The organism is Flagellimonas sp. CMM7 (assembly GCF_021390195.1).
Taxonomy (GTDB): Bacteria; Bacteroidota; Bacteroidia; order Flavobacteriales; family Flavobacteriaceae; genus Flagellimonas.
This window is the reverse complement of record NZ_CP090003.1, coordinates 3,849,195-3,874,263: the sequence shown is the minus strand read 5'-3', so window position 1 is coordinate 3,874,263 and position 25,069 is coordinate 3,849,195. Positions and strand designations below refer to the sequence as shown.

Genomic DNA, 25,069 nt, shown 5'->3' with positions numbered 1-25,069 from the left:
ATAAGTTTTATTGTCAGAAAGCTTTACAAAGCTATCTTTAATTTTTAACTAAACGAGAAACTTATGAGGATTACCACATTATTTACTGGTCTTTTTTTGTTTGCAACAGTAGTGGCCAGTGCACAGGACATTTCTGAACACACTTTAGGACTTCGCCTAGGTGATAGTGACGGTTTTGGTGCCGAAATCTCTTATCAAAAATCAATTGGACGCTACAATAGAGCAGAATTTAACTTGGGTTGGCGAGACAGCAGACAGTTTGATGCTTTTAAACTCTCCGGAGTATACCAATGGGTACATCAATTAGATGGTAATTTTAATTGGTACTATGGTGTTGGTGGCGGATTGGGAAGTGTAGAATTTGAACCAATACCCAATGGAGATGACAATGATGGCCATTTGTTTTTGCAGCGGGTGATATTGGTGTAGAATATAATTTTGATATTCCCTTACTTCTATCGTTGGATTTTAGACCTGAAATAGGGCTATTGGGCTATGATGGTTTTGACAATGATTTTGATTTTGACATCGCTCTAGGTATCCGATATCAATTTTAATAGGTCAAATAAATTACTGTCCTCAACTTTTCTTGAAAGTTAAGGGCTTTTTTATGACATAAGTAATGAATACCTTAGCGGCTTAAATAGTAAAAAATGAAAAAAATACTTGCAATTACTTTAGGGGTATTGTTTTTAGCATCATGTAATTCTAAACCTGAGGGTTTTACTTTGAGCGCAAAGGTAGCTGGTGACCTGGATAATGGCACCAACGTATATTTAAAAACAACTGATTCCCTTAATCAGTTAATTGATATTGATACAACTACAATAGAAAATGGGGTCTTTAGTTTTGAAGGTATACAAGAAAAACCACAACTTCATTACATTTTTGTAGAATCCAATGGAGGTAACATTCCTTTTATCCTTGAGAATGGAGCTATCAACTTAAAGTTTCAGAAAGATAGTATGAACTATGCTCAACTTAAAGGCACTCCCCAAAATGAGCTTTTCATGACTTTCTTAACCGAATCAAGAAAACTATCTGAACGGGCTAGATCTATGCAAACCGATATGCGCAATGCGGCGCAACAACAGGATACTGCCACCGTAACAGCATTACGTGAAGAATATCTTGAGTTTCAAGATGAAGTAAAAACTTTTAATGTTGATTTTGCAAAGGAAAATCCAAATGCACTCATTTCTGTTTTGATTATTGGAAATTTAATGATGAGCAAAGGGCTTCCCAGTGATGAGGTTAAGGCGCTTTATGAGGCATTGACACCAGAAATGAAGCAATCAGCTCCAGGAGAACAGTTGGGAGAACAATTGGACAAACAAAAAACCACCGAAATTGGAGGTGTAGCACCAGAATTTTCTGCTCCAACTCCAAACGGAGATTTATTGGCATTAAGTGATGTAAAAGGAAAATTGACTCTCATTGATTTTTGGGCGGCATGGTGCAGACCTTGCAGGGCAGAGAACCCAAATATTGTTTCTGTTTACAATAAATATCATGATAAAGGGCTAAACGTGATTGGTGTTTCCTTGGATGCACGTGCTGAAGATTGGACAAAAGCTATTGAAGCGGATGGTCTGGCATGGAACCATATCTCTAACCTAAAGCGTTTTCAAGATCCTGTGGCACAACTGTACAATATAAATGCAATTCCAGCTGCTTTTCTTATAGATGAAAACGGGGTGATTGTTGCAAAAGATTTAAGGGGGCCAGCTTTGGAACAAAAAGTTGCCGAACTACTCAACTAAGTTAAAAAGATTCATAACAAAAAAGCCCGGGACTATTCTGGGGCTTTTTTGTCTACCAAGAGCAATCTTTAGATTTTTCCCATTTTTTCTAAAACGAAAAGAATGATAATGGGAACTGCCAATAGAAGCACTATTAAAGTATCCGTTACAAGAAGGTCTGGCCTAAAAAGTAGCGTAATTCCATACCCGCCTATAGCACCGCCAAAATGAGCTGTATGTCCTATATTACCCAACCTACTTTTCATTCCATAAATGGAGTACAACAGATATGCTATACCCAATACGTATGCGGGCAATGGTATTGGAATGAACATAATTCCCAATTGCATGTTGGGGTTTAACAGAATGGCAGCGTACAAAATACCGGTAACAGCCCCACTTGCACCAACAGCACTATAATACGGTTCGTTTTTATGAAAGAAGAGCGCTAAAAGGCTCCCTCCAACAAGACTAATAAAATAGATAATTAAAAATTTGATTGGCCCAAACCCATTAATGACCACATTGGCAAAAAAATAGAGGGTGAACATATTAAAAAACAAGTGGGAGATGTCAACGTGCAAAAAACCAGATGTTACAGCTCTTTCCCTTTGTCCGGCTTTTATTCCTCCAATGCTAAATTTATATCGGTCAAAAAAAACCGAATCACTAAACCCTCGTAAGGACACAATAATATTCACAGCGATAATAGCAATGGTGGCCGCATGTAAATTGTACATATTCTATAATATAAGGGGCAAATATAGCTATATTTGCCGCAAGATTTACTTATGCAATTAGTTGTTTTTATCCTTGCTTACCCCCTGCTCTGGTTGATTTCCAGACTGCCATTTAGAATACTCTATTTTATTTCTGATATCGTTTATCAACTGCTTTATCATGTTATTGGATATCGCAAAAAAGTGGTTCGTGATAATTTGAAATTGGTTTTCCCAGAAAAAACTGATGCCGAGCGTTTAACGATAGAAAAGAAGTTTTACAAACATCTTTGCGATATTTTTTTAGAGATGGCAAAAACATTGGGAATCAGCGATAGACAAATGAATGAAAGATATGCTTTTACCAATGTAGAGGTAATGAAAAAACTGGAAAGCGAAGGTAAAAACATAATGATAATGATGCCGCATTATGCAAGTTGGGAATGGGTTTTTTCTTTAAATTCCCAGGTGAGCTCCAAAGCATATGCCATTTACCAAGCTATCCAAAATAAGTACTTTGATAAATTAGTTCGTGACATCCGAAGTAAGTATGGAACAACACTCATTAAAACTAATGAGAGCAGAAAAATTATAAAAGACGCAAAGCAAAGTGGTGAACTAATCACCGTAGGAATCATTAGTGACCAGTCTCCCATGCTTAATAGAACACGTCATTGGGCAAAATTCATGAATATTGCCGTACCCATTCATGTTGGGGGTGAAGAACTTTGTAAGGTTCATGATATTATCCCGATTTATCTTAAAGTAGAAAAACTGAAACGTGGTTATTACCAGGGTACTTTTAAGGTCCTTACTGAAAAACCATCAGAAGTAGAGGGATATAAAATTTCTGAAGCTTTTTTGAAAGAGGTTGAAAAATCTATTTACGAAGCTCCTGAATATTACTTTTGGACTCATAAAAGATGGAAGCATCGAGGTAAAATGCCCAAAGAATTTCAAAACACTGTAAAATCCAATGCCGGTTAAAAAGCGATTTAAAAAACGACATCTCCTTTTTACGCTTGTACTTGGATATTTACTTTTTGCCAACTCCTGCATGACCATGCGGACTTCACCTAAAAAAACTGTTGCATTTTTTCAAGAAAAGAACGTCACGTATATAGATGAAACCATTGACCTGCATGGTAAAGATTTGCATTACATTCAGACAGGTAATAAAGATGGGCAAACATTGGTTTTTGTTCATGGATCTCCAGGAAGTTGGGATGCATATAAAACCTACCTCACGGACTCAATTTTCTTAAAGGATTTTCGAGTCATAGTTCCAGACAGACCTGGTTTTGGTAAGAGCAATTTTCGTAAAAGTATGGCACTCAGGCCTCAGGCAGTTCTTCTAAATCAACTTTTAAGGCAGTTGGATAACGGGAAGCCATACACCTTGATTGGCCATTCCTATGGAGGCCCATTAATTGTACAAATGGCATTGGAACAGCCAGAATTATATGAAAATCTGGTTGTATTAGCCGGGGCTTTGGACCCTGCTGCAGAAAAACCGGAGAAATGGCGTAAACCATTTACTTGGATTCCCTTAAAATATTTAGTTCCCGGAGCACTTAAACCTTCTAATGATGAACTGTGGATGCTTAAAGAAGATTTAAAGGTAATGCAACCACAATTGGGTAAACTCACCCAACGTACCTTAATTATCCATGGTGAAGAGGATAAATTGGTCCCCTACCAAAACGTACCCTTTATGGAAAAACACTTCTCTAATGTAGACAGTTTAAAAGTGATATCTATAGAAAAAGAGAATCATTTTATTGTTTGGAATCAAGAGGAACTAGTTAAGGAGTCCATCCTCAATTGGGTACATAAATAGTTGTTTAATTGATTATGTCCTATTTTTAAAGCTTTAGCTAAAGCATAGCTGTTTTTGAAATCATTTATGAAGCCGATGATAGCTCGGTTTTGATAACCTATATTCCACAATTGACTTTGTGGTTACCCAGTTTATTTGATTTATAAAGTAAAAGAACATGAACAATTTAAAATGTAAACAATTGAAAGATAAACAACAAGCCTTTTTTAAAAAGGTGCTGGCCATTTCAGTAGTACTATGTATAGTCAGCTGCAATCAAAAGCCAAAAGATGATACGCCATGGGTATCCATTTTTGATGGGAAAACTCTTGAAGGATGGACTATTTTAGGGGGCAATGCCACATATTCAGTGGAAGATAATGCTATCGTTGGCAAGACAGTGTACAACACGCCAAACACATTTCTGACTTCAAACAAAAATTATGAGAATTTTATATTGGAATTGGAGTATTTGGTGGATTCTACCATGAATTCAGGCATACAAATACGAAGTAATAGCATTCCGGAATATTTTGACGGACGTGTACATGGTTATCAAGTGGAGATAGATCCTTCCGATCGTGCTTGGAGTGCGGGTATCTATGATGAAGGTAGAAGAGGTTGGTTGAATCCCTTATCCAAAAATGAAGCAGCTCAAAAAGCATTCAAACAAAACCAATGGAATCATTACAGAATTGAAGCGCTTGGCGACACCATAAAAACATGGATCAACGGAGTTCCCGCTGCTTACCTAATTGATGATATTACCTCCGAAGGTTTTATTGGCTTACAGGTGCACAGTATTGGAGAACAACAGAAAGCTGGAACCAAAATAAAATGGAAGAACATCAAGATAGTTACAGAGAATGTTGAAAAATATACTACAGTATCTCCGCTACAACCTATACAAACCAAAAACCAGCTTACAGAACATGAAGAAAAGGATGGATGGGAGTTGCTTTGGGATGGACAAACCAACAAAGGCTGGCGCGGTGCGAAGCTGGATGATTTTCCAGAACAAGGTTGGGTCATAGAAAATGGGGAATTGACCGTTTTAGCGTCTGGTGGGGGTGAATCCGAAGCTGGGGGTGATATCGTTACAGAAAACCAATACGATAATTTTGAAGTGAAATTGGAATTTAAAATTACAGAGGGTGCCAACAGTGGAATCAAATATTATGTAAACACCGATCTGAATAAGGGAAAAGGTTCTTCAATTGGCCTTGAATTTCAAATTTCAGATGATGCTCGTCACCCAGATGCAAAATTGGGGAATCATGAAGGAAGCAGAACTATTGGATCACTTTATGATCTTATTCAAGCCGATACCATTAAACATGTAAAACCGATTGGTGAATGGAACAGGGCACATATCATTTCAAATAATAACCACGTAGAGCACTGGCTTAATGGAGCAAAAATGTTGGAATATGAACGTAAAAGTGACGCATATCGAAAATTAGTTTCTGAAAGCAAGTATATTACATGGCCTCAATTTGGAGAAGCGGATAAAGGGAACATTCTGTTGCAAGATCACGGGGACAGGGTTTCCTTTAGGAACATAAAAATCAAACAACTCTAAAATATAATCATGGGAACTCGAAGAGATTTTATAAAAAAGACAACAGTAAGCAGTACTGGTTTAGCACTGGGAGGAATACTGATGCCCACCACAGGATTTTCAAGTATACTAGGTGCCAATGATCGCTTAGGAGTGGCAGTTATAGGAGTTCGTAGTCGTGCTAAAGCACATATAATTGCCATTCACCAAGATTCCAATGCCAAAATCTTATACAATTGTGATGTTGATGATGTAATTATTGAAGAGCATAATGCCTGGTGTCAAGAACATATTGGCTATGTGCCCAAAGTAGAAAAAGATTTCAGGAAAATATTGGAAGATAAAGAGGTTGATGCCGTCTTTATAGCTACTCCGGAGCATTGGCATGCTCCAATGGCCATTTTGGCAATGCAAGCTGGAAAGCATGTTTATGTAGAAAAACCTTGTAGCCATAACCCACATGAAAATCAACTCCTAGTTGCTGCTCAAAATAAATATGGAAAAAAAGTACAAATGGGCAATCAACAGCGATCAGCACAAACGTCCATCGCAGCTGTTGAAGATATTAGAAACGGAATCATAGGAAATGTCTATAAGGGAGAAGCCTATTATTCTAATAATCGAGGATCTATTGGCACAGGAAATAAAGTGAGTGTTCCAAAAACTTTAGATTGGAATCTTTGGCAAGGTCCCGCTCCAAGAGAGGATTACAGAGATAATGTTCATCCTTATAATTGGCATTGGTTTAGAACATGGGGCACTGGAGAAATCCATAACAATGGCACACATGAAATTGATATATGCCGATGGGCCTTGGGTGTAGACCTTCCAGAAAGTGTCACCTCCTTTGGTGGAAAATATACGTTCAATGATGACTGGGAATTTATTGATAATCAGCAAGTAACATATAAATTCTCTGATGATAAATTCATTACGTGGACAGGGCATAGTCGCGGTATAATGAAACCAGAACGGCCTGGAAGGGGTGTAACCATCTACGGAAGCAAAGGAAGTATTGAATTGAGCAGGAATTTTTACAAGCTTTATGATTTAGGTGGGAATCCTGTGAAGTTTCAGTTTGAAAAATCTCAAAGTGCAACCACAAACACACAAGGCATAGGTGGGTTGGACGTTGACCATGTTGCCAATTTTTTCAATGCCATAAGAAAGGATGAGTCTTTAAAAGCAGATATTAACGATGCTAGCGTTTCTACCATGTTATGCCATCTAGGCAATATGGCCCAGGACGCGGGACACACTTTGAAAATTGATACGACTACGGGAGAAGTGCTTAATGATGATGCCGTTATGAAAAATTGGAAAAGAGAATACGAGCAAGGTTGGGAACCTAAACTATAAAAAATGAAGCGAAGAGATTTTGTTGCAAAAACTGGTATAGTTGCAGCCGGAATATCCACTATAAATGCCAGTGCACTGCGCCCATCTAAGAATGATGTACTCAATATAGGTGTTATAGGAACCGGAGATCGAGGCGGCGGGTTTATTCCTATAATCAATGAAATTGAAGGTATGCGTGTTGGTGCCTGTGCCGATGTTCTTCCATTTAGATTGCAAAGTGGGTTAGAAAAAATTCAAGGTAAGGCAAAAGGGTATTCAGATTATAGGGAACTTTTAGATAATAAGGATATCGATGCAGTTCTAATCGCAACGCCATTCAGCACCCACAATAAAATTGCTATTGATTCTCTAGATGCGGGAAAACATGTGTATTGTGAAAAGACCATGGTGAAAGGATATCCTGCAATCAAAGAATTGGTGGAAAATGCCTCAAAATCCAAAAAAATATTCCAAACCGGACACCAGTATCATAGTTCCAGATTGTACACGCACCTTGTTGACTTAATTCAAAATGGAAAAATTGGAAAGATCACCGCGATAGAATGTCAATGGAACCGAAATGGTAACTGGCGAAGACCAGTACAAAACCCAGAGCATGAAAGAGCTATTAATTGGCGAATGTATCGCGAGTTTTCTGGTGGACTTTTGGCAGAGCTCTGCTCCCATCAATTAGACTTTAGCAATTGGGTTCTAAATGCAGTTCCCACCCAAGTTATGGGTGATGGTGGAATAGATTATTGGAAAGATGGAAGGGAAACTCTAGATAATGTTCACATGATCTATAGCTATCCTGATGGAGTCCGAGCCAAATTCACATGCTTAACCAGTAATTCAAAAGATGATTACCTTATTAAGGTTTTTGGAGATAAGGGTACTATTACAATTGACTATACCAAAGCCTGGTTTTATCCGGAAAAGAATGAAACCACTAAAGAAATCGGCGAGGTTGATGGGGTTTCTGGAGCTACTGTAAAATGGGATCAAGAAAAAGGGATTCCCATAGAAGTCGAGCATTTGGATCCAAGTAAACAGGCGTTGCTCGATTTTAGGGATAGTGTATTTCATAATTCCCTACCTAAATCCAATGTAATTACCGGAGCAAAAGCTGCAATATGCGTTCAAATGGGATTGGATGCATTGTATAACGGCGAAATAGTGTATTGGAAAAATGGATTACTCCCTTAGTAAAAAGCAAATGACATAAACTTTTCTTAAAATCAGTTTCCTTTATCTATTGTTTCCTAAATTATATCACAATCAAAAAATGAAACGATGAAACAACTGTTCGCTCTAATTGCTTTATGCTTTTTTGGATTATCCATGGGGCAAGAAACCAGGGAGATTTCTAAAGAGACCATGACCGCTATCAAAAAAGATATTTGGATTCCGTTTATGGAAGCATATGCCAATTTAGATTCAAAAAAACTGAGATCTATCCATTCACCAGATATTGTCAGAATCTATTTAGATCAGAATATCGTGGAAAACGGACAAAGCTACATGGATAATTTTGGAGGTTTTTTGGACGACATGAAGCAACGCGATGACCGTTTGGGAATAGCTTTTACCATTTTAACTACCGCCATCGATGAAAAAGAGGAATTGGCATACCAAACAGGGTATTACCGTTTTAGTTCCAAACGAAAAGATGATCCTGACTTAGTGGTTAGAGGTTATGGCCTTTTTAATGTCGGATTAAAAAAAGAAAACGGCGTTTGGAAATTATGGCTTGATTCTGATAAAAGAATCAATATTGATGCTGCTGAATTCAACAGTCAAGATATCATCTACGAATTGAATGATTGAGGTTATTTTAATCCAGCTACCTCTTTAATCTCATCAATGATTCTGTCTGCAAGGTCATTTGCTGCTTGCTGACTTTTAGCTTCGGTATAGATACGGATAATAGGTTCGGTGTTGGACTTGCGAAGGTGAACCCAATTTTCAGGAAAATCAATTTTCACTCCGTCAATAATTGATACCTGTTCATTTTTATATTTATCATGCATGGCTTCCAATAGTGCATCCACATCTAACTCTGGTGTCAACTGAATTTTCTTTTTGCTCATAAAATAGCTAGGGTAACTTGCCCTAAGCTCGGCAACTGTACCTCCTTTTTCCGCCATTAACATTAAAAACAATGCTATCCCTACTAAAGAATCACGTCCATAATGACTTTCAGGGTAAATTATTCCTCCGTTACCTTCACCACCAATAATTGCATTGTTAGCTTTCATTTTGGTGACAACATTTACTTCACCAACTGCCGCTGCTTCATAGGTTCCACCATGTTTTTCAGTAATATCACGAAGTGCTCTTGAGGAAGACAGATTAGAAACCGTATTGCCCTTTGTTTTTCCCAACACATAATCAGCACATGCAACCAAAGTGTATTCTTCACCAAACATTTCCCCGTCATTGCTAATAAAAGCCAACCTATCAACATCTGGATCTACAACGATTCCAAAGTCTGCTTGTTCTTCAACAACCAACTTACAGATATCACCCAAGTGTTCCTTTAAAGGCTCCGGGTTATGCGGAAAATGCCCAGTAGGGTCGCAATACAACTTTATCACCTCTACCCCTAATTCTTCCAATAATTTGGGAATGGCAATTCCTCCTGTAGAATTAACACCATCAACCACTACTTTAAAACCAGCTTTTTTTATCACTTCTTTATCTACCAAGGGAAGTTCCAAAACTTCATCAATATGGATATCGATATAAGAATCGTTCCTAATGATTTTACCTAAATCATCTACTTCAGCAAAGTTAAAATCCTCTTTTTCTGCCAACTCTAGAATAATAGCCCCCTGTTTCGCATCTAAAAACTCCCCTTTTTCATTTAGCAATTTTAACGCATTCCATTGTTTGGGGTTATGGCTTGCGGTAAGTATAATACCTCCATCCGCTTTTTCTAAAGGAACTGCAATTTCAACAGTGGGTGTAGTGGACAATCCTAAATCAACTACATCAATTCCAAGGCCAACAAGAGTTGACACCACTAAATTCTGAATCATTTCTCCAGACAGGCGTGCATCTCTTCCAATAACAACGGTCAATTTCTCTTTTCCAGCATAATCTTTTAACCATGTTCCATAGGCAGCGGCAAATTTTACAGCATCTATTGGGGTTAAGTTATCATTTGTAGTTCCTCCTATAGTACCACGTATTCCAGAAATTGATTTTATAAGCGTCATAATTGTTAAAAAAGTTTTTGCAAATATAAACGGGTATTTGCTTTTCCATGTTTCGAATTTGTAAATTTCATCAGAAAAGAAAATTACAGTAATGAATTTCTTGGCACATATCTATTTGTCTTTTGATGATCCGGAAATTACCCTTGGTAATTTTTTTGCTGATCATATTCGTGGAAACAAGTTTAAACACTTTCCAGAACGCATTCAAAAAGGAATTTTATTGCACAGAGAGATAGATACCTTTACAGATTCTCATCCTATTGCAAAACAGAGCAGCAAACGACTCCATAAAAACTACAGTCACTACAGTAGGGTTATTGTCGATATTTTTTATGATCACTTTTTAGCCAAAAACTGGCAAAACTATTCTAAAATACCGCTGGAAGAATTTATTGAAAACTTCTATGATTTGCTGGAAGACAACTATAGTGTTTTGCCGCTGGCAACCCAGCGTATGATGCCCTATATGATTACGGATAACTGGTTATTGAGCTATGCGGGTTTAGATGGTATCTCAAAAGTGCTTGCGGGAATGAACAGAAGAACCAAAAACAAATCAAAAATGAATTTTGCCATTTTAGATTTAGAGGAGCATTATAGTGCTTTTGAAAATGAGTTTACTCTTTTTTTTGAAGAATTGATTACCTTTTCCCAACAAAAATATAATTCCCTATGCGAAGAATAATACTTGCTATCCCTTTTCTTTTATTCCTAAACTGTAAACAACAACCTGCACTCCCAACTGGATTAGTAACCGAAAAAGCAATGGTAGTTTCTGCCAGAGAAGAAGCTTCCAAAATAGGCTCAGAAATCATGCAAAATGGAGGGAATGCCTTTGATGCCATGGTTGCAACAGAATTGGCCTTAGCAGTTGCCTACCCTTTTGCCGGTAACCTAGGTGGTGGTGGTTTTATGGTCTACCGAAAAAACAATGGAGATGTTGGAGGTTTAGATTACAGAGAAAAAGCTCCCCTATCAGCACATAGAGATATGTATTTGGACTCCTTAGGCAATGTAATACCAGACATGAGTACTGTTGGAGCTACCGCTGTAGGAGTGCCAGGGACCGTAGCCGGAGTTATTGAAGTTCACAAAAAGTTTGGTTCATTACCGCTTTCGGACATCCTAACACCTGTGATTAAATTGGCAAAAAAAGGTGTTGTAGTTACCGAAAAACAGGCAAAAAGACTAGAAAGCTATAAAGAGCGTTTTATTCAAGTAAATGGAGACAGCACCAAGTTTGCAGCCAACTTTGTAAAAGGAGATACTATTAAATATCCAGCACTGGCATCAACCTTGGAAAAAATATTGGAAAATGGCAGGGATGGTTTTTATAAGGGTGAAGTAGCTGAAAAGCTAGCGGCATTCATACAGGAGAAGGGTGGTTTTATTACTACGGAAGATTTAGAAAAATATGAAGCCAAATGGCGTCAGCCCGTAATTTTCAACTATAAGGATTTACGTGTTATTTCCATGAGCCCGCCAAGCAGCGGAGGCGTCACCATCAATCAAATCTTTAAGATGATTGAACCTCATGATATTTCAAAATTTGGACATAACTCCACTAAATCCATTCAATTGTTTACTGAAGCGGCAAGACGTGCCTACGCAGATCGCAATTATTTTTTGGGAGACCCTGACTTTGCTGATATTCCAATGGATGTTCTTTTAAGTGATGCCTATCTACAGGAACGAATGCAAGATTTTTCTTTTGATAAAGCTACGCCGTCATCAGATGTTGGACATGGTGAAATTGAAATCGTAGAAAGTATGGAGACTACCCACTACTCCATTGTTGATGATAAGGGGAATGCCATTTCCGCTACAACTACATTGAATGGTGGTTACGGGTCTAAATTATATTCTAAAGAACTGGGCTTCTTTTTAAATAATGAGATGGACGATTTTAGTTCCAAAGCCGGTGTTCCAAATATGTTCGGTTTAATTGGCGCAGAGGCAAACAGCATAGCACCAGAAAAACGTATGTTAAGTAGCATGACTCCAACTTTGGTAGAAAAGGATGGAAAACTTTATATGGTGGTAGGTACTCCTGGCGGTTCCACTATAATAACCGCGGTAGCGCAAACCATTCTTAATGTTTATGAGCATAATTTAAGCATGCAAGAGGCCGTAAATGCGCCACGTTTTCATCATCAGTGGTTACCAGATGTTGTAATATTCGAAGAAGAAGGTTTTTCAGAAGAACTAAAATCAAACCTTAAAGAAAAAGGGTACTCCATATATGAAGGGAGAAACCGAATTATTGGAAAAGTGGATGCTATACGAGTGCTGAAAGATGGAAAACTGGAAGGTGGTGCTGACAAAAGAGGTGATGATACTGCAGTTGGATATTAATTTGGACAGCAATGACCTATGATGTTGTAATTCTCACAGACCGAAGGTTTATAGATCCAGAAACCACGAGCAAATCAATTGACAATGTTTTATTAGAAGATGGACTGGTTTCAGATGCTTTGAAAAGCAATGGACTTAAGGTAGCAAGAAAGTCTTGGGATGATCCTGAATTTGATTGGACAACTACCAAATATGCTTTGTTCAGAAGCACATGGGATTGCTTTGAGCGCTTTCCAGAATTCTCCCTTTGGCTCAATGATGTATCTAACAAGACACAACTCATTAACTCTGAAAGTTTAATCAACTGGAATATAGACAAGCATTATATGCAGGACATGGCTGATGCTGGAGTGACCATTCCTCGAACCTTATTTATTGAAAAAGGGACGGCAACCAGTCTAAAACAAACATATGAGCATGCGATTGAGAAACACGGTTTCCGCCCAAAAAATCTTGTTCTAAAACCCTGTCTTTCTGGTGGCGCAAGACATACTTATAAAATCAAGCCAGAAGAAATCAGTCAATATGAAATCCTATTTCAAGAATTGATAGCACAAGAAGCAATGATGTTGCAAGAGTTTCAACAAAACATTGTGGAACAAGGTGAAATATCTATGATGGTATTCAATGGGAAGTTCGCCAATGCCGTTTTAAAGGTTGCCAAACCTGGAGATTTTAGGGTACAGGATGATTTTGGTGGTAGCGTTCAAGAGTATACACCCTCGCAAGAAGAAATCGATTTTGCTGAAGAAGTGGTTTTAGCGGCCCCAGAGCCTCCAATTTACGCACGTGTGGATATTTTTAAAGACAATGATGGTAATTGGGCCTTGGCGGAACTAGAAATTTTTGAACCCGAGCTTTGGTTCAGACTTTTTCCCAAAGCAGCAGATAGCCTAGCTACCTGCATAAAAGAAAGTCTTTTTTAATGAAACGTGCCATAAAACTTTTAAGCATTCTAGTTTTAGGGCTACTACTGTTCGCATGGATCATACACGAACCCTTACCAAAAGGAAACTCAAACGCCGAAGCGGATACCCTTGCGCATAAGATGCTGAACGCACTCCATTATCAAAAATATAAGGATACCCAATATATTGAATGGACATACAGAAACGGTGCAAATCAATATAAATGGGATAAAGAAAATGGTGTTGTTGAAGTAAAATGGGATGATTATGTAGTACTATTAAATCTGGTTGATACTAAAAATAGTAAGGTCACCAAATCAGGAAAGCGTATTTCGCATCAAAAAGAAAATAAAGCTGTTGCGAAAGCTCTAAAAATGTTCAACAATGATTCCTTTTGGTTGGTAGCGCCTTATAAAGTGTTTGATGCAGGTACAAAACGAAGTATCGTGGCACTGGATGATGGTTCATCAGGTCTGTTGGTTTCCTATTCAAAAGGTGGCACTACCCCTGGCGATCATTACCTCTGGAGATTAAACCCTGATGGATTTCCCAATAGTTTTAAAATGTGGGTGAAAATTATACCTATCGGTGGAATTGAAGCTACCTGGGACGATTGGAAAGTGATGGAAAGCGGAGCATATCTGCCTCAATACCATCAATTAGGTCCTTTAACCCTGGGTATGGGAGCTATTAAGGGGTATAATTAATTTCAATCATATCTCGCTCAATCCGTATTCGGCAAGTACTACTCCCCACTCTTGGGTCTCCATTATTTCTAAAATGGCCTGTGATATTTTTTGCTCTAGCTCAATATTGTTTTTTACAATTCCGAAGGCATAAAACTGAACATCAAATTTAATAGGCAACAATTCCAATCCGTTTAAAGTAGAATCTTTTTTAATTCGATATTGCAAAATAGGTTCATCATAAATAAAAGCATCAATTTTTTCCTCTTTTAGATCCGATAACCCTGAAATAACACTATCATAAAGGGAAATCTTTTTAAAAAAATGAACTTTTAGAAAATCATTGGCACTTGAACTATTTACCGTACCCACTTTACGTTCTTTAAAAGCACTGAAACTATCAGAATTATTTGATAATTGATTTACAGTAAGGCTGGATGCTATACTAGCTGTAAGCCCAGAAACAAACAGAAGACCGCTAAACATTAAGCCCAAAGCCGCAATCTTACCCATTCGTGTTTTGGGTGCTTTGTCCCCATAGCCTACAGTGGTTACGGTTACCACAGACCACCAAAGGCCATCCCATATCCCTTTAAGGTTTGGTCGAAAATGTTCGGAATTACCCCGTTTTTCAAAAAGCCAGATCAATGTGCCGAAAAAGAGTAATATAAAGAAGAGAAGCAGAAATCCCCTAAGAAAATTAATGTGTAAAAAAGCATCCAAAAAACTCCTTATTTTCTGAATCGATGATGTTTCAGCAACAGCTACTGTGGAGTGAGAAGCAAAAAAAGAATGCGTAAACTCTATATGTTTACTGCGTTTTCCCGTGATGGTCAACGGATTAATACTAACATCAATATTTCCCTGTTTTAAGGAATCTAACATCTTGGAAAAATCCATGGGAACCATTTTGTATTCCAAGTCCAGTTGTTCAGCCACTCGTTTCCACAACCACACATTGATACCTTCCAACAGTTCTCCTTCTTGAATAATAAATGGAGCGGCCGATGTATAGCCGACCAACAAGGTGTCCCTTTCTACTTGGGCAAGTGAAAATGAAAAATTACTCAAAAAGAGTGCAATTAAAAGTAGCTTTTTCACTGAAAATAAAGAGGTTGGTTAAGTGACTAATATAATCAAGAATTACTAGAAACCAACAAACTAGTTTTTTACACTTCCCATCTGCTGTTTTAACTCTTCCATAGATTGATGAAGTTGTCGTAAAAGTCCCGTGTCAGTAGTAGCATCGACATTAAAGGTCAATTTACTGCTCACTTCCCAAATTTCTTGTATCTGAAAGGGCTTTATGTCATATGGCGGATAGGTTTCATTCAAAGAAACCAATGTAATGTTATTGGAGTTTGGACGCTTTTCAATCTTCTTGACCAATACCGCATCTTGTAACACTACCACATACATTTTATTGGCGCTTATGTGATCAATATGTTCAACAGATTTGGCCAACACCCAATCGTTAGGCCTTAGATTGGGCAACATACTTTCCCCTTCCACCTGAAAACCTCTGTAAGTGGCATTTCTAAACTCGGGAATAGGCAAATCAAAAGCCGGCAATTGATGGTACCAACTAGTATCTGCAATATTTTGGGGATATCCAGCGGCGGCTTTCGCATTTACCAAAACCATATTGTCATTATCAGCACTATCTACGGTTACCACTTTCGGAATTACACTGGTTCTGGAAGTTTCCAAATGCTTTTCTTCGCTTTCACCAAACAACCAAAGTGGATTAATATTGAATTGTTTCAGCAATTCAGCTACTACTTTACCTGATAATTTGGTGCGTCCCCTTTCAATATCTGCCGTGGTACTGGAAATGCCCAATAACGTGGCAAATTCTGCCTGCGTATGTCCCAATTCTCTTCTAATATCAATAAACCGTTTTAGTGTTAACTCATTCTCCATATTTCAAATATAGCAAATTTGGAATGTTTCCAAAAAATAATTTGGAATATTTCCATTTTTAGGAATATTTCCATAATTTTGGATTAATTACAAAAAAGGATGGGCTTTAATCGAATACAAGAAAAATTGAATGTTTTGGCCGATGCTGCCAAATACGATGTTTCTTGTGCCAGCAGCGGTAGTGATAGGTCCAATAAGGACAAAGGGCTTGGCAATGCCAGTAAAATGGGTATATGTCATAGCTATACCGAAGATGGCAGATGCGTGTCCCTTTTAAAAATACTGTTGACAAACCATTGCATTTTTGATTGCGCCTACTGTGTCACCCGTAAGAGCAATGATGTAAAACGAGCTGCCTTCAAAATCCAAGAGGTAGTGGATTTAACCATCAACTTTTATAGAAGAAATTATATTGAAGGGTTGTTTTTAAGTTCGGGTATTTTCAAAAATGCCGACTATACCATGGAACGCCTCATTGCAGTAGCCAAAAAATTACGGCTAGAAGAGAACTTTAATGGATACATCCACTTAAAATCCATTCCTGATGCTAGTGATGAGTTAATGTATGAGGCAGGACTATATGCAGACCGACTTTCAGTAAATATTGAAATCCCTACCATCTCAGGCCTTAAACTTTTAGCTCCTGATAAAAAGCATGAGGATTTTACCAAACCTATGTTAAAGGTCAAAAACGAATTGATTCGTTTTAAAAATGAGCAAAAAATCATTAAAAGTACCCCAAAATATGCTCCGGCAGGGCAAAGTACTCAAATGATTGTGGGCGCAACAGGTGAAACGGATAAGGACATTATGTATTCTGCCACCTATTACTACAAACAGTACAATATGAAACGGGTGTATTATTCTGGTTACGTGCCCGTTGCGAAAGATAGCCGCTTACCTTCTATTGGTTCGCAAGTACCCATGTTGCGGGAAAATAGATTGTACCAGACAGATTGGTTGTTGCGTTTTTATGGTTTTGCCGTGAATGAAATCTTGAACAATGATTATCCAAATTTAGATATAGATGTAGACCCAAAACTTTCTTGGGCATTACGGAACATGCATCATTTTCCTGTGGATGTCAATAGTGCAGATAAGCGTATGCTCGTTCGTATTCCAGGAATGGGCATGCGATCTGTTGGGAAGATTTTAAATGCCCGTAAGTTTCGAAAATTGAACTGGGACCACCTCAAGAAAATTGGAGTGGCCCTCAACCGTGCCAAGTATTTTATGATTTGCGATTCTAGAAATTGGGAGCGTAAGGATTTGGATGCGGAAAAAATTAAAGGAATGATTCTACAACAATCCTCTGGAAAGTTTCGGAATCAGTATAGTACACAATTATCATTGTTTAATTAATTGCTATTGTCATACGGAGCCTGTCTCGAAGTATAAACACTAGAAAAAAGGAACACTATGAACACCTTACAAACCCAAAAAGACGAAGACTTTATAGAGCGTAGCCGAGATACCATCTTAAGTCTAGGATATGATTTCATTGTTTTCAAAAGCAGAGCAAAGAAATCACTGACCACATTAAAAAAACATATTACTTCATTTCACCTCTAATTCAGTACTAATGAAAAACTCAAAAACACTCATTTACGACGGAAGCTTTAATGGCTTTCTTACCACGGTCTTTGTTGCCTTTGAAGAAAAAATAGATGTGGTGGATGTTCAACGTAATACCAAAGGCCAAAACGGGCTTTTCTCCGAAACAGAGACAATTTTCACAAATGTGGAAAAGGCTAAACGCGTATGGAACGGTATACGCAACACAAGCCATAATGCTATTACCAATGTATACTTTGCGTTTTTAAGTGAGGTAGATGGTATAGAACTTACGCTATACACCTATATTCAAAAGCTGATGATCGGCAAAGGAACAAAACAAACGGACTATTCAGATGGTGTTGTACTTCGCATTAGCCAATTGGCACTTTCCGTAGGTCGGGAAAAACACAGAATGGAAGCCTTTGTTCGTTTTCAATTGACCAAGGATGATATTTACTTTGCGAATATTGAGCCTGACTTTGATGTTTTACCATTGATTTCAAAACATTTTAGGAATAGGTATGCTGACCAGCAATGGTTAATCTATGATGTAAAGCGTAAGTACGGAATTTACTATAATATGGAGCATGTAGAATTGATATCGCTCAATTTGAAAGAGGTACACTTTAATAAGATCCATAAAAGTGATGCCTTTTTAAGTGATGAATATGATTACCAAACCTTATGGAACGACTATTTTAAAAGCACCAATATTAAATCTCGAATCAATAGAAAATTACATACACAACATGTGCCAAAACGGTATTGGAAGTACCTTAGTGAAAAGAAAGAAACAGCATAAATAATGGCCTTTAAACAATTAAAGCTTTGGTTCGATGTTGATTTGGCTATACTGCTAGCGAACAAGCTTATGGAAGCAGGAGTCGAATTTGATAAGAATTCTTTTGTGCAGACAGTCGCCAATAAAGTAGATGACTTAGAACTTAAAGATCGGGTGGAATGGATTGCCGATGCTTTAAAAGCACATCTATCTAATAATTACGTTGCCGCCATCTCACAACTGATACAAATTCTTGGCCCAGAGAACGAAAAAGAAACAGGCATGTTTAAAGAGTACTATTGGGTCATGCCAATTGCTAAATACGTTGAGAAATATGGTTTGAAACATTTTGATCTTTCTATGAACGCCATTCATGAGATTACCAAACGTAATACAGGGGAATATACCATTCGCCCCTATTTGGAAAACTATCCAGAACGTACATTAAAAATTATGCAAAAGTGGTCTGTGGATAAAAACAAACATGTACGGCGTTTAAGCAGCGAAGGGGTACGCCCCAGACTGCCTTGGGCCAGTAAATTGGATATCTTTATTAAGGACCCCACTCCTATCCTACCTATATTGGAAAACTTAAAAAACGACTCCAGTAAATATGTGCAGACATCTGTAGCCAATTGTATTAATGATATTTTAAAGGACAATCCTGAAATCGCAAAAGGGCTTGTTGAAAGTTGGACTCCCAATCCTACAAAAGAAAGAAAATGGATTATTAAACATGCCTTACGGAATTTGATAAAGACAAAGGATAAATGGGCTTTGGGGGTAGTAAAATAATGGAATGGCCATTGTTAAAAAATAAGCAATAATCTAGTATATAACCACTTGGTTCTAAAAGAGAAATCCGCGAACTTCGTTATAACAAATTGAAATTCCCCTTAACCAATATTGTTACCTGCAATTAGAAAGTAATGAATCCAGAAGAATTTATTGAATCATATGAAACAGCTTTAGGAACTCAAGATTGGAAAGCAGTTGAGCCTTTAGTTTCCAAAAATGTAAGTGTTACCTTTTCCAATGGAACGATTCATATTGGAAAAGAAAATGTTCAAAAAGCATTTGAGAAAAATTTTTCCTCAATTAAAAATGAAAAATATGCTATTGAAAATATTAAATGGTTGGTTAAGGATCAAAAGTATGCGATCTATTTATTCGAATTTAATTGGACTGGAATTATAGAGGGAAAATCCGCATCTGGAAATGGAATTGGGACTTCTGTTTTAATAAAAGAAGATTTTAAATGGAAGTTGTTGACTGAACATTTGGGAAGAAAAGCAGATTAAATTTGAGTGGAAAAAGCAGATAACACCGTAATAACGAATAGGGCCTTCAGTGGTTTACGAAAGTTCAGTGCCATATACAAAACCGTTGTGCGTCACTAAAAAAAATTAGCGAAATAGTGAATTATCAAACATTTCAACCACATCCTGACTTAAGTGCTATAGTTAATTTTTATTGGACACTTGAAGTGCCATTTGATGTAAATAACTCAAAACAAAAAATAATCCCTGATGGTTTTATTGAAATGACTTTCAATCTCGGAGATAAAATTAAACGATATACTTCCGATAGCGAATTCATCCTTCATCCTTGTGCAATGGTTATGGGACAAAGAACGAAATCCTACTATATTGAACCCACAGGAGATGTTAACTCATTTGCAATTTGCTTTTACCCTTATGGTTTTTCAAACTTCGTGGATACACCTCTCAAAAATTTAGTAGATAAAGAAATACCCCTCAAAGATCTATTAGGGGAAATTGCTGCAAAAGAGCTAGAAAAAAAAATAGTGAATGCATCTAACAAGCAACAACGCATTAAAATTGTGGAATCCTTTCTTTTAAACAAACTTAATGAAGAAACTACGATTGAAAATATTGTGAAAACAACCGTTGATGCCCTGTATTTGGCAAATGGCAATGTACCAATAAAGGACATTCTTAAAGAAGACCTGTCCAAAAGAAGACAACTTGAGAGAAAGTTTGCAAAACAAATTGGCGTTAGTCCAAAGCAGTTAGGTAAAGTAATTCGACTGCAAACCGCATTAAAAATGTTACTTAATAATGAGACTGAAAGCCTGACCAATATCGCTTATAAAAGTGAATATTATGACCAAGCACATTTTATAAAAGACTTTAAGGAGTTCACAGGAGTAAAGCCTACAGCTTTTTTAGGAAATGAAAACATGGCGCTTTCCACTCTTTTCTACAAATAGTTGTAGTGTCGCATTTTTACAATTTTAGCACTCAAAATCGATTTATCTTCATTCCATACTTAAACCAAAAAAATGAATAGCATTTTACTACGCACTACTATAATAGTGGCTTTTGCACTTCTGTCTTGTACCAATAAGAATAAAGTTAGTCCAGAAGTACAAAAAACAGATTCCAATCAAGAAAAAACACAGAATGATATGAAAAGCTTTGTTTCTCTTTTTGAAATCCCGGCAACGGATGTTTCACGGGCTGTCAATTTTTATCAACGCATATTAGACATTAACATTGAAGTAATGGAAATGCCCGGTATGGAAATGGGAATATTTCCATACGAAGAGCAATTGGTCACGGGGATTATAATAAAAGGAGAAGGTTACAAGCCATCATCCGATGGGGTAACCATATACTTGAATGGCGGAGATGATCTTCAAATTATACTTGATAAAATTGAAAAAAACGGGGGTAAAATAATGGTGCCCAAAACCGCACACGCTGATGAAAGTGGTTTTTTTGCCTTATTTCTAGATACGGAAGGAAATAAAATGGGACTAAATTCACCAAACTAAAAGCAATACCGTCTCTTAGAATTATCCTCTAGTTTAAGTAACATTATCTGCATAGCATCGTCATCCCTTAAGAACCTATAAAACTTAAGGATGAGGAGGAAAGTTTTTAAAACTTTAAAGTTTGTATTGATTTCATTTGTGGTGTTTGGTCTAATCATAGTCGCAGGACTCATTTGGCCTATGCCAGATGTAAGCTTACCAGAAAAACATGAAAGTATCCTAATTAAATCTATCAACGTTGTTGATGTAAACACTGGTAACATTCTTAAAAATAGAAACGTCTGGATAAAAAAGAATAGAATCCAAGCTATAGACAGTGCAACATCAGATAAAAACTATGGGGACAGTTTTACCATAGATGGGGATGGAAAGTATCTTATTCCAGGGCTTTGGGACATGCATACACATTCAACACAACATTCCAAATGGCTTCACCATCCGCTGTACATTGCACACGGTGTTACCTCTATCAGGGATTTGTCTGGGCAAATGGGTAAGGAAGATAGTTATTGGGCTGGTACAAAAGACAGGCTTAGTTGGAATAAAAAACTTGAAAATCATGAGCAAGTTACCCCTAGATATATTTTGCAAAGCAGCTATCAAATAAACGGTGACAATTCCGTACCCTCTGGTTTTCCTGAGTTTTTTAGTGTAGAAGATGTTAAAGATGTACCTCTATTATTAGAGCATTATCAAACAGTAGGTGCCGACTTTATTAAAGTATATTCAGACATCCCAGCTACCTCCTATAAACAAATTGCCAAAGAAGCACCAAAGTATGGCTTGCATATAGCAGGACACAAACCATTGGGCGTTTCGTTGGAAGATGCCATTACATTGGGGCAACGTAGTTTTGAACACGGAAGAGTATTTATGTTCGATTGTTTTCCGGAGGCGGACAAACTATTGGTTGCGGAGGACAAAAGAGCCATGTACTATGAATCCAAAAAATCGATAAGTGAAAATTTTGATGTTGAAAAAGCGGCACGCTTGATGGATTTAATGCACCAAAGAAATGCGCATTGGGTGCCTACTTTACAGATGTTGAAAATATCAGCCTATGCCAATAACCAGAGTTATGTTGAAAACCAAAATCTTAAATACATTCCCACTCTTAGAAAGAAGCTTTGGTGGAATCCGGATGTTGGAAGAGCGGGCAAATACAATAATTCCAGTGATGGAAAAGGAATAAATATGAAGTTGTATGAATCTGCGAAACTACAAGTGGGTATGGCTCACAAAAGAGGTGTTCCCATAATGACCGGAACAGATGTTACGGATTCTTACGCTTTTCCTGGTTTTGCGCTGCATACAGAAATTGAAGAGTTTACGGCATGTGGTCTAACAAATTTAGAGGCACTAAGAGCTGCCACCATTATTCCTGCAACCTACAGCAATGTGGAAAAGGACTATGGCAGTGTTGATCAAGGTAAGATGGCAGACCTTGTAATTCTTAAGAAAAACCCACTGGATAACATTAGCCATACCGCCTCCATTTCAAGTGTGCTATTAAATGGCGTTCATTATGATAAAGAAACCTTGGAAACATACAAAGAAGACACCGCATCTTTGGCGTCCTCATTTCATATGAATGTCAAATTCTTTTTCAGCCTATTGGGAAGTCCACTCATTAGAAAACAATTTGCTGATTAACATTAGCGTAGAAAAACATCTCATTCGACTCTAAATGACAATACAGTGGTTGTTGAAAAATAAGCCATATCCTACCGTATAACCTCTTGATTCTGAAAGAAAAATCAACGAACTTCGTTATCGATTGATATAGCACACTTGTACTGAACTTGTTTCAGTATTAAAACGAGACCATATCTTAAACGTTAGCCACAAGCTTGAAAAAAATTACGTTCCGAATTAAAATTTTACCTTCGTATAAAAAGTAATGGCTGACAAAGCATTTATAACATCCGAGATATTAAAGTGGGCTAGAATGTCCGCCAAAATCTCTGTGGAAAATGCTGCCAAAAAAGTTTCTGTATCACCTGAAAGGTATCTGACGTGGGAAGATGGGATTGATTTTCCGACAATTCGACAAGCAAAAATCTTGGCAAAGAGTTTTAGGAGACCTTTTTCTCTTTTCTTTTTACCTGAAATACCAAAAGATTTTCATCCACTTCAAGATTATAGAAGAGATGACTCGCAAGAATTAGATACTGCTTCGTTATTTATAATTAGAGATGTCCAAGAAAAACAAAATTGGATTAGTGAGTTATTTGAAGAAATTGGAGAAAGTACACTTCCTTTTGTTGGCAAATATTCAATAAAGGATAATCCAGAAGTTATTGCCAAAGACATATTGAGTACTTTAAAAATTAATCCTAGCGACTACAAAAAAACACCAATTGCAGAATGGATTGACAAAGCGGAAAGTGCCGGAATATTTATTTCTAGGGCAAGTTTCCTACACTCAAGACTGGTTCTAGACAGAGATTTAATACAAGGATTTGCAATTGCCGATAAATATGCCCCATTTGTTTTTGTAAATTCAAAAAATTGGAATGCACCACAACTTTTCACACTTGTGCACGAATTGGCTCATATTTGGATAGCAAAATCAGGCATATCAAATGAGGTAGATATTGACTTTAACGATAAAGCAAAATCAAAATTTCATCCAGTGGAATTATTTTGCAATCAGGTTGCAGCTAATGCTTTAATGCCAAGAGAATTAGTTGCACAACTTGGCAAAGATACTTTTGATTCAAACAATAAGATTTTTAAGCAAGCGAAAGAACTTGGTATAAGTTCGTTTGCCTTATTAGTTCGAGCATTGAACTTAAATTTAATTTCTCAATCTAATTATAAGATTCTCAAACAAGATGCTCAAGATGAGTTTGAGAAGTTTTTAGAAAGAGAAAAAATTAAAAAAGAAAAGCAAAGAGAACGAAAAGGAGGTCCAGATGCTTATCTACTTCGTCTCAATAAAAATAGTAAACTCTTTACGAGAATTGTAATGGATTCTTTTAACAATGGTTCATTATCTCCCTCAATAGCAAGTAATCTGCTTAATACACAGATAAATAAGTTCCAAAAATTTGAAAAACTACTTGCTTAATGTTTGAAAATCAAAAAGTAGTTTACTGTATTGACGCTAATATTCTTATTCAAGCCTGGCAAAAATATTATTCTCCAGAAATTTGTCCATCATATTGGGAAGTTTTAAATAGTTTAGGAAAACAAGGTGTGATTTTTATTCCCGAATTAGTTTATGAAGAAATTGAAAAAGGAGAAGATAATCTATTTGAGTGGCTAAAGAATAGTGATATTCCTGTTAAAAAAATTGATGGAGATGTAACAAATTGCCTTAAAGAAATCTACAATACAAATCCTAACCATAAATATTTAGTATCAAGTAATGGGATTCACTCAAAAGCTGACCCTTGGGTAATTGCCCACGCTATGAAAGAAAATGCAGTTGTTGTCACGAAGGAAACGAAAGACTATTTTAAAAAGGAAACCAAAATTAAAATCCCTCACGTTTGTGATAATATGGATGTAAAGTGGATTGATGATTTTGAATTTATAAGAGATTTGAATATAAAGTTTACTTGTAAGTCGGAATAAAGCCAGTGGCTAACAAGGGCTATAATTCATTGCTGTCTCTGCCAAACCTTAAAATTCACTACTTTTAATACGGCTGG

The 25,069-nt window shown here is 37.0% G+C and carries 25 protein-coding genes and 1 pseudogene; 22 read left to right on the top strand and 4 right to left on the bottom strand.

Translation table 11 applies throughout. The annotated features are described in order from the left end of the window. Positions 1 to 63: 63 nt before the first annotated feature. Positions 64 to 557: pseudogene (locus LV704_RS17480) on the top strand (hypothetical protein). A 96-nt stretch (positions 558 to 653) separates the two neighbouring features. Next, on the top strand, positions 654 to 1,763 hold the full coding sequence (locus LV704_RS17475) for a redoxin domain-containing protein (protein WP_163422459.1): 1,110 nt from the start codon (positions 654 to 656) through the stop codon (positions 1,761 to 1,763). A 68-nt stretch (positions 1,764 to 1,831) separates the two neighbouring features. On the opposite strand, the gene LV704_RS17470 is transcribed toward LV704_RS17475, so the two are convergent. Next, the gene (locus tag LV704_RS17470) at positions 1,832 to 2,482 is read right to left on the bottom strand and encodes a rhomboid family intramembrane serine protease (protein ID WP_163422461.1); all 651 of its coding nucleotides are present in this window, start codon (positions 2,480 to 2,482) and stop codon (positions 1,832 to 1,834) included. Positions 2,483 to 2,533: 51 nt separating this feature from the next. Here LV704_RS17470 and LV704_RS17465 point away from each other — a divergent pair, with 51 nt between their 5' ends. The 6 genes from LV704_RS17465 to LV704_RS17440 all read left to right on the top strand — a co-directional run bounded on the left by LV704_RS17465 (position 2,534) and on the right by LV704_RS17440 (position 9,006). Then, positions 2,534 to 3,448, top strand: coding sequence for a lysophospholipid acyltransferase family protein (locus LV704_RS17465; RefSeq protein ID WP_163422463.1), 915 nt, complete (start codon positions 2,534 to 2,536; stop codon positions 3,446 to 3,448). Beyond that, entirely contained in the window at positions 3,438 to 4,301 is an 864-nt protein-coding gene (locus tag LV704_RS17460; protein ID WP_205597886.1) for an alpha/beta fold hydrolase, read from the top strand. The genes LV704_RS17465 and LV704_RS17460 overlap by 11 nt, the downstream gene beginning before the upstream one ends. Before the next feature lie 214 nt (positions 4,302 to 4,515). Next, on the top strand, positions 4,516 to 5,862 hold the full coding sequence (locus LV704_RS17455; protein ID WP_370636074.1) for a DUF1080 domain-containing protein: 1,347 nt from the start codon (positions 4,516 to 4,518) through the stop codon (positions 5,860 to 5,862). Positions 5,863 to 5,871: 9 nt separating this feature from the next. Continuing rightward, a complete protein-coding gene (locus LV704_RS17450; protein ID WP_163422468.1) occupies positions 5,872 to 7,200 on the top strand; it encodes a Gfo/Idh/MocA family protein in 1,329 nt (442 codons plus the stop codon). 3 nt (positions 7,201 to 7,203) lie between these two features. Further along, the gene (locus LV704_RS17445; RefSeq protein ID WP_163422470.1) at positions 7,204 to 8,385 is read left to right on the top strand and encodes a Gfo/Idh/MocA family protein; all 1,182 of its coding nucleotides are present in this window, start codon (positions 7,204 to 7,206) and stop codon (positions 8,383 to 8,385) included. Positions 8,386 to 8,472: 87 nt separating this feature from the next. Further along, the gene (locus LV704_RS17440) at positions 8,473 to 9,006 is read left to right on the top strand and encodes a nuclear transport factor 2 family protein (RefSeq protein WP_163422472.1); all 534 of its coding nucleotides are present in this window, start codon (positions 8,473 to 8,475) and stop codon (positions 9,004 to 9,006) included. Between the two features lie 2 nt (positions 9,007 to 9,008). On the opposite strand, the gene glmM is transcribed toward LV704_RS17440, so the two are convergent. Continuing rightward, positions 9,009 to 10,400: a phosphoglucosamine mutase gene (gene glmM, locus LV704_RS17435; RefSeq protein ID WP_163422473.1), complete on the bottom strand. Its 1,392-nt coding sequence runs from the start codon at positions 10,398 to 10,400 to the stop codon at positions 9,009 to 9,011. 91 nt (positions 10,401 to 10,491) lie between these two features. Here glmM and LV704_RS17430 point away from each other — a divergent pair, with 91 nt between their 5' ends. From LV704_RS17430 to LV704_RS17415, 4 genes are read left to right on the top strand one after another with little or no spacing between them, the layout of a single operon-like run. Beyond that, positions 10,492 to 11,085 carry an ACP phosphodiesterase gene (locus LV704_RS17430; protein WP_163422475.1) on the top strand — a complete coding sequence of 198 codons (594 nt, stop codon included), beginning with the start codon at positions 10,492 to 10,494 and terminating at the stop codon, positions 11,083 to 11,085. Then, on the top strand, positions 11,073 to 12,755 hold the full coding sequence (ggt, locus tag LV704_RS17425; protein ID WP_163422477.1) for a gamma-glutamyltransferase: 1,683 nt from the start codon (positions 11,073 to 11,075) through the stop codon (positions 12,753 to 12,755). The genes LV704_RS17430 and ggt overlap by 13 nt, the downstream gene beginning before the upstream one ends. 11 nt (positions 12,756 to 12,766) lie before the next feature. After that, entirely contained in the window at positions 12,767 to 13,681 is a 915-nt protein-coding gene (locus tag LV704_RS17420; RefSeq protein ID WP_163422479.1) for a RimK family alpha-L-glutamate ligase, read from the top strand. Continuing rightward, on the top strand, positions 13,681 to 14,370 hold the full coding sequence (locus tag LV704_RS17415) for a hypothetical protein (protein WP_163422481.1): 690 nt from the start codon (positions 13,681 to 13,683) through the stop codon (positions 14,368 to 14,370). The genes LV704_RS17420 and LV704_RS17415 overlap by 1 nt, the downstream gene beginning before the upstream one ends. A 6-nt stretch (positions 14,371 to 14,376) precedes the next feature. On the opposite strand, the gene LV704_RS17410 is transcribed toward LV704_RS17415, so the two are convergent. Continuing rightward, on the bottom strand, positions 14,377 to 15,450 hold the full coding sequence (locus LV704_RS17410) for a transporter substrate-binding domain-containing protein (RefSeq protein WP_163422483.1): 1,074 nt from the start codon (positions 15,448 to 15,450) through the stop codon (positions 14,377 to 14,379). Between the two features lie 60 nt (positions 15,451 to 15,510). Beyond that, complete coding sequence (locus LV704_RS17405) at positions 15,511 to 16,272, bottom strand: LexA family transcriptional regulator (protein WP_163422485.1); 762 nt, start codon at positions 16,270 to 16,272, stop codon at positions 15,511 to 15,513. Positions 16,273 to 16,371: 99 nt separating this feature from the next. Here LV704_RS17405 and LV704_RS17400 point away from each other — a divergent pair, with 99 nt between their 5' ends. The 10 genes from LV704_RS17400 to LV704_RS17355 all read left to right on the top strand — a co-directional run bounded on the left by LV704_RS17400 (position 16,372) and on the right by LV704_RS17355 (position 24,992). After that, positions 16,372 to 17,634, top strand: coding sequence for a putative DNA modification/repair radical SAM protein (locus tag LV704_RS17400; RefSeq protein ID WP_163422487.1), 1,263 nt, complete (start codon positions 16,372 to 16,374; stop codon positions 17,632 to 17,634). A gap of 57 nt (positions 17,635 to 17,691) precedes the next feature. Continuing rightward, positions 17,692 to 17,844, top strand: coding sequence for a hypothetical protein (locus tag LV704_RS17395; protein WP_163422488.1), 153 nt, complete (start codon positions 17,692 to 17,694; stop codon positions 17,842 to 17,844). Positions 17,845 to 17,854: 10 nt separating this feature from the next. Continuing rightward, complete coding sequence (locus tag LV704_RS17390; RefSeq protein WP_163422490.1) at positions 17,855 to 18,631, top strand: TIGR03915 family putative DNA repair protein; 777 nt, start codon at positions 17,855 to 17,857, stop codon at positions 18,629 to 18,631. A gap of 3 nt (positions 18,632 to 18,634) precedes the next feature. After that, entirely contained in the window at positions 18,635 to 19,405 is a 771-nt protein-coding gene (locus tag LV704_RS17385; RefSeq protein WP_163422492.1) for a DNA alkylation repair protein, read from the top strand. Between the two features lie 134 nt (positions 19,406 to 19,539). After that, positions 19,540 to 19,911: a nuclear transport factor 2 family protein gene (locus tag LV704_RS17380; protein WP_163422493.1), complete on the top strand. Its 372-nt coding sequence runs from the start codon at positions 19,540 to 19,542 to the stop codon at positions 19,909 to 19,911. Positions 19,912 to 20,027: 116 nt separating this feature from the next. After that, the gene (locus LV704_RS17375; protein WP_163422494.1) at positions 20,028 to 20,843 is read left to right on the top strand and encodes a helix-turn-helix domain-containing protein; all 816 of its coding nucleotides are present in this window, start codon (positions 20,028 to 20,030) and stop codon (positions 20,841 to 20,843) included. Positions 20,844 to 20,915: 72 nt separating this feature from the next. Then, positions 20,916 to 21,410: a VOC family protein gene (locus LV704_RS17370; protein WP_163422495.1), complete on the top strand. Its 495-nt coding sequence runs from the start codon at positions 20,916 to 20,918 to the stop codon at positions 21,408 to 21,410. A gap of 90 nt (positions 21,411 to 21,500) precedes the next feature. Beyond that, on the top strand, positions 21,501 to 23,063 hold the full coding sequence (locus tag LV704_RS17365; RefSeq protein WP_163422496.1) for an amidohydrolase family protein: 1,563 nt from the start codon (positions 21,501 to 21,503) through the stop codon (positions 23,061 to 23,063). Between the two features lie 247 nt (positions 23,064 to 23,310). Next, the gene (locus tag LV704_RS17360; protein ID WP_163422497.1) at positions 23,311 to 24,483 is read left to right on the top strand and encodes an XRE family transcriptional regulator; all 1,173 of its coding nucleotides are present in this window, start codon (positions 23,311 to 23,313) and stop codon (positions 24,481 to 24,483) included. Next, positions 24,483 to 24,992 (top strand): DUF4411 family protein, encoded by a 510-nt coding sequence (locus LV704_RS17355; protein WP_163422498.1) that lies wholly within the window; start codon positions 24,483 to 24,485, stop codon positions 24,990 to 24,992. The genes LV704_RS17360 and LV704_RS17355 overlap by 1 nt, the downstream gene beginning before the upstream one ends. Positions 24,993 to 25,069 lie beyond the last annotated feature (77 nt).

Excerpts from the sequence above, each read along its gene's own strand:
- LV704_RS17440 (WP_163422472.1), top strand. The coding sequence starts at position 8,473 with ATGAAACAACTGTTCGCTCTAATTGCTTTATGCTTTTTTGGATTATCC.
- LV704_RS17475 (WP_163422459.1), top strand. The coding sequence starts at position 654 with ATGAAAAAAATACTTGCAATTACTTTAGGGGTATTGTTTTTAGCATCA.
- LV704_RS17430 (WP_163422475.1), top strand. The coding sequence starts at position 10,492 with ATGAATTTCTTGGCACATATCTATTTGTCTTTTGATGATCCGGAAATT.
- LV704_RS17390 (WP_163422490.1), top strand. The coding sequence starts at position 17,855 with ATGAAAAACTCAAAAACACTCATTTACGACGGAAGCTTTAATGGCTTT.
- LV704_RS17360 (WP_163422497.1), top strand. The coding sequence starts at position 23,311 with ATGGCTGACAAAGCATTTATAACATCCGAGATATTAAAGTGGGCTAGA.
- LV704_RS17450 (WP_163422468.1), top strand. The coding sequence starts at position 5,872 with ATGGGAACTCGAAGAGATTTTATAAAAAAGACAACAGTAAGCAGTACT.
- LV704_RS17420 (WP_163422479.1), top strand. The coding sequence starts at position 12,767 with ATGACCTATGATGTTGTAATTCTCACAGACCGAAGGTTTATAGATCCA.
- LV704_RS17400 (WP_163422487.1), top strand. The coding sequence starts at position 16,372 with ATGGGCTTTAATCGAATACAAGAAAAATTGAATGTTTTGGCCGATGCT.
- LV704_RS17415 (WP_163422481.1), top strand. The coding sequence starts at position 13,681 with ATGAAACGTGCCATAAAACTTTTAAGCATTCTAGTTTTAGGGCTACTA.
- LV704_RS17395 (WP_163422488.1), top strand. The coding sequence starts at position 17,692 with ATGAACACCTTACAAACCCAAAAAGACGAAGACTTTATAGAGCGTAGC.
- LV704_RS17380 (WP_163422493.1), top strand. The coding sequence starts at position 19,540 with ATGAATCCAGAAGAATTTATTGAATCATATGAAACAGCTTTAGGAACT.
- LV704_RS17445 (WP_163422470.1), top strand. The coding sequence starts at position 7,204 with ATGAAGCGAAGAGATTTTGTTGCAAAAACTGGTATAGTTGCAGCCGGA.
- LV704_RS17470 (WP_163422461.1), bottom strand. The coding sequence starts at position 2,482 with ATGTACAATTTACATGCGGCCACCATTGCTATTATCGCTGTGAATATT.
- LV704_RS17370 (WP_163422495.1), top strand. The coding sequence starts at position 20,916 with ATGAATAGCATTTTACTACGCACTACTATAATAGTGGCTTTTGCACTT.
- LV704_RS17355 (WP_163422498.1), top strand. The coding sequence starts at position 24,483 with ATGTTTGAAAATCAAAAAGTAGTTTACTGTATTGACGCTAATATTCTT.
- LV704_RS17385 (WP_163422492.1), top strand. The coding sequence starts at position 18,635 with ATGGCCTTTAAACAATTAAAGCTTTGGTTCGATGTTGATTTGGCTATA.
- ggt (WP_163422477.1), top strand. The coding sequence starts at position 11,073 with ATGCGAAGAATAATACTTGCTATCCCTTTTCTTTTATTCCTAAACTGT.
- LV704_RS17465 (WP_163422463.1), top strand. The coding sequence starts at position 2,534 with ATGCAATTAGTTGTTTTTATCCTTGCTTACCCCCTGCTCTGGTTGATT.
- glmM (WP_163422473.1), bottom strand. The coding sequence starts at position 10,400 with ATGACGCTTATAAAATCAATTTCTGGAATACGTGGTACTATAGGAGGA.
- LV704_RS17460 (WP_205597886.1), top strand. The coding sequence starts at position 3,438 with ATGCCGGTTAAAAAGCGATTTAAAAAACGACATCTCCTTTTTACGCTT.
- LV704_RS17365 (WP_163422496.1), top strand. The coding sequence starts at position 21,501 with ATGAGGAGGAAAGTTTTTAAAACTTTAAAGTTTGTATTGATTTCATTT.
- LV704_RS17405 (WP_163422485.1), bottom strand. The coding sequence starts at position 16,272 with ATGGAGAATGAGTTAACACTAAAACGGTTTATTGATATTAGAAGAGAA.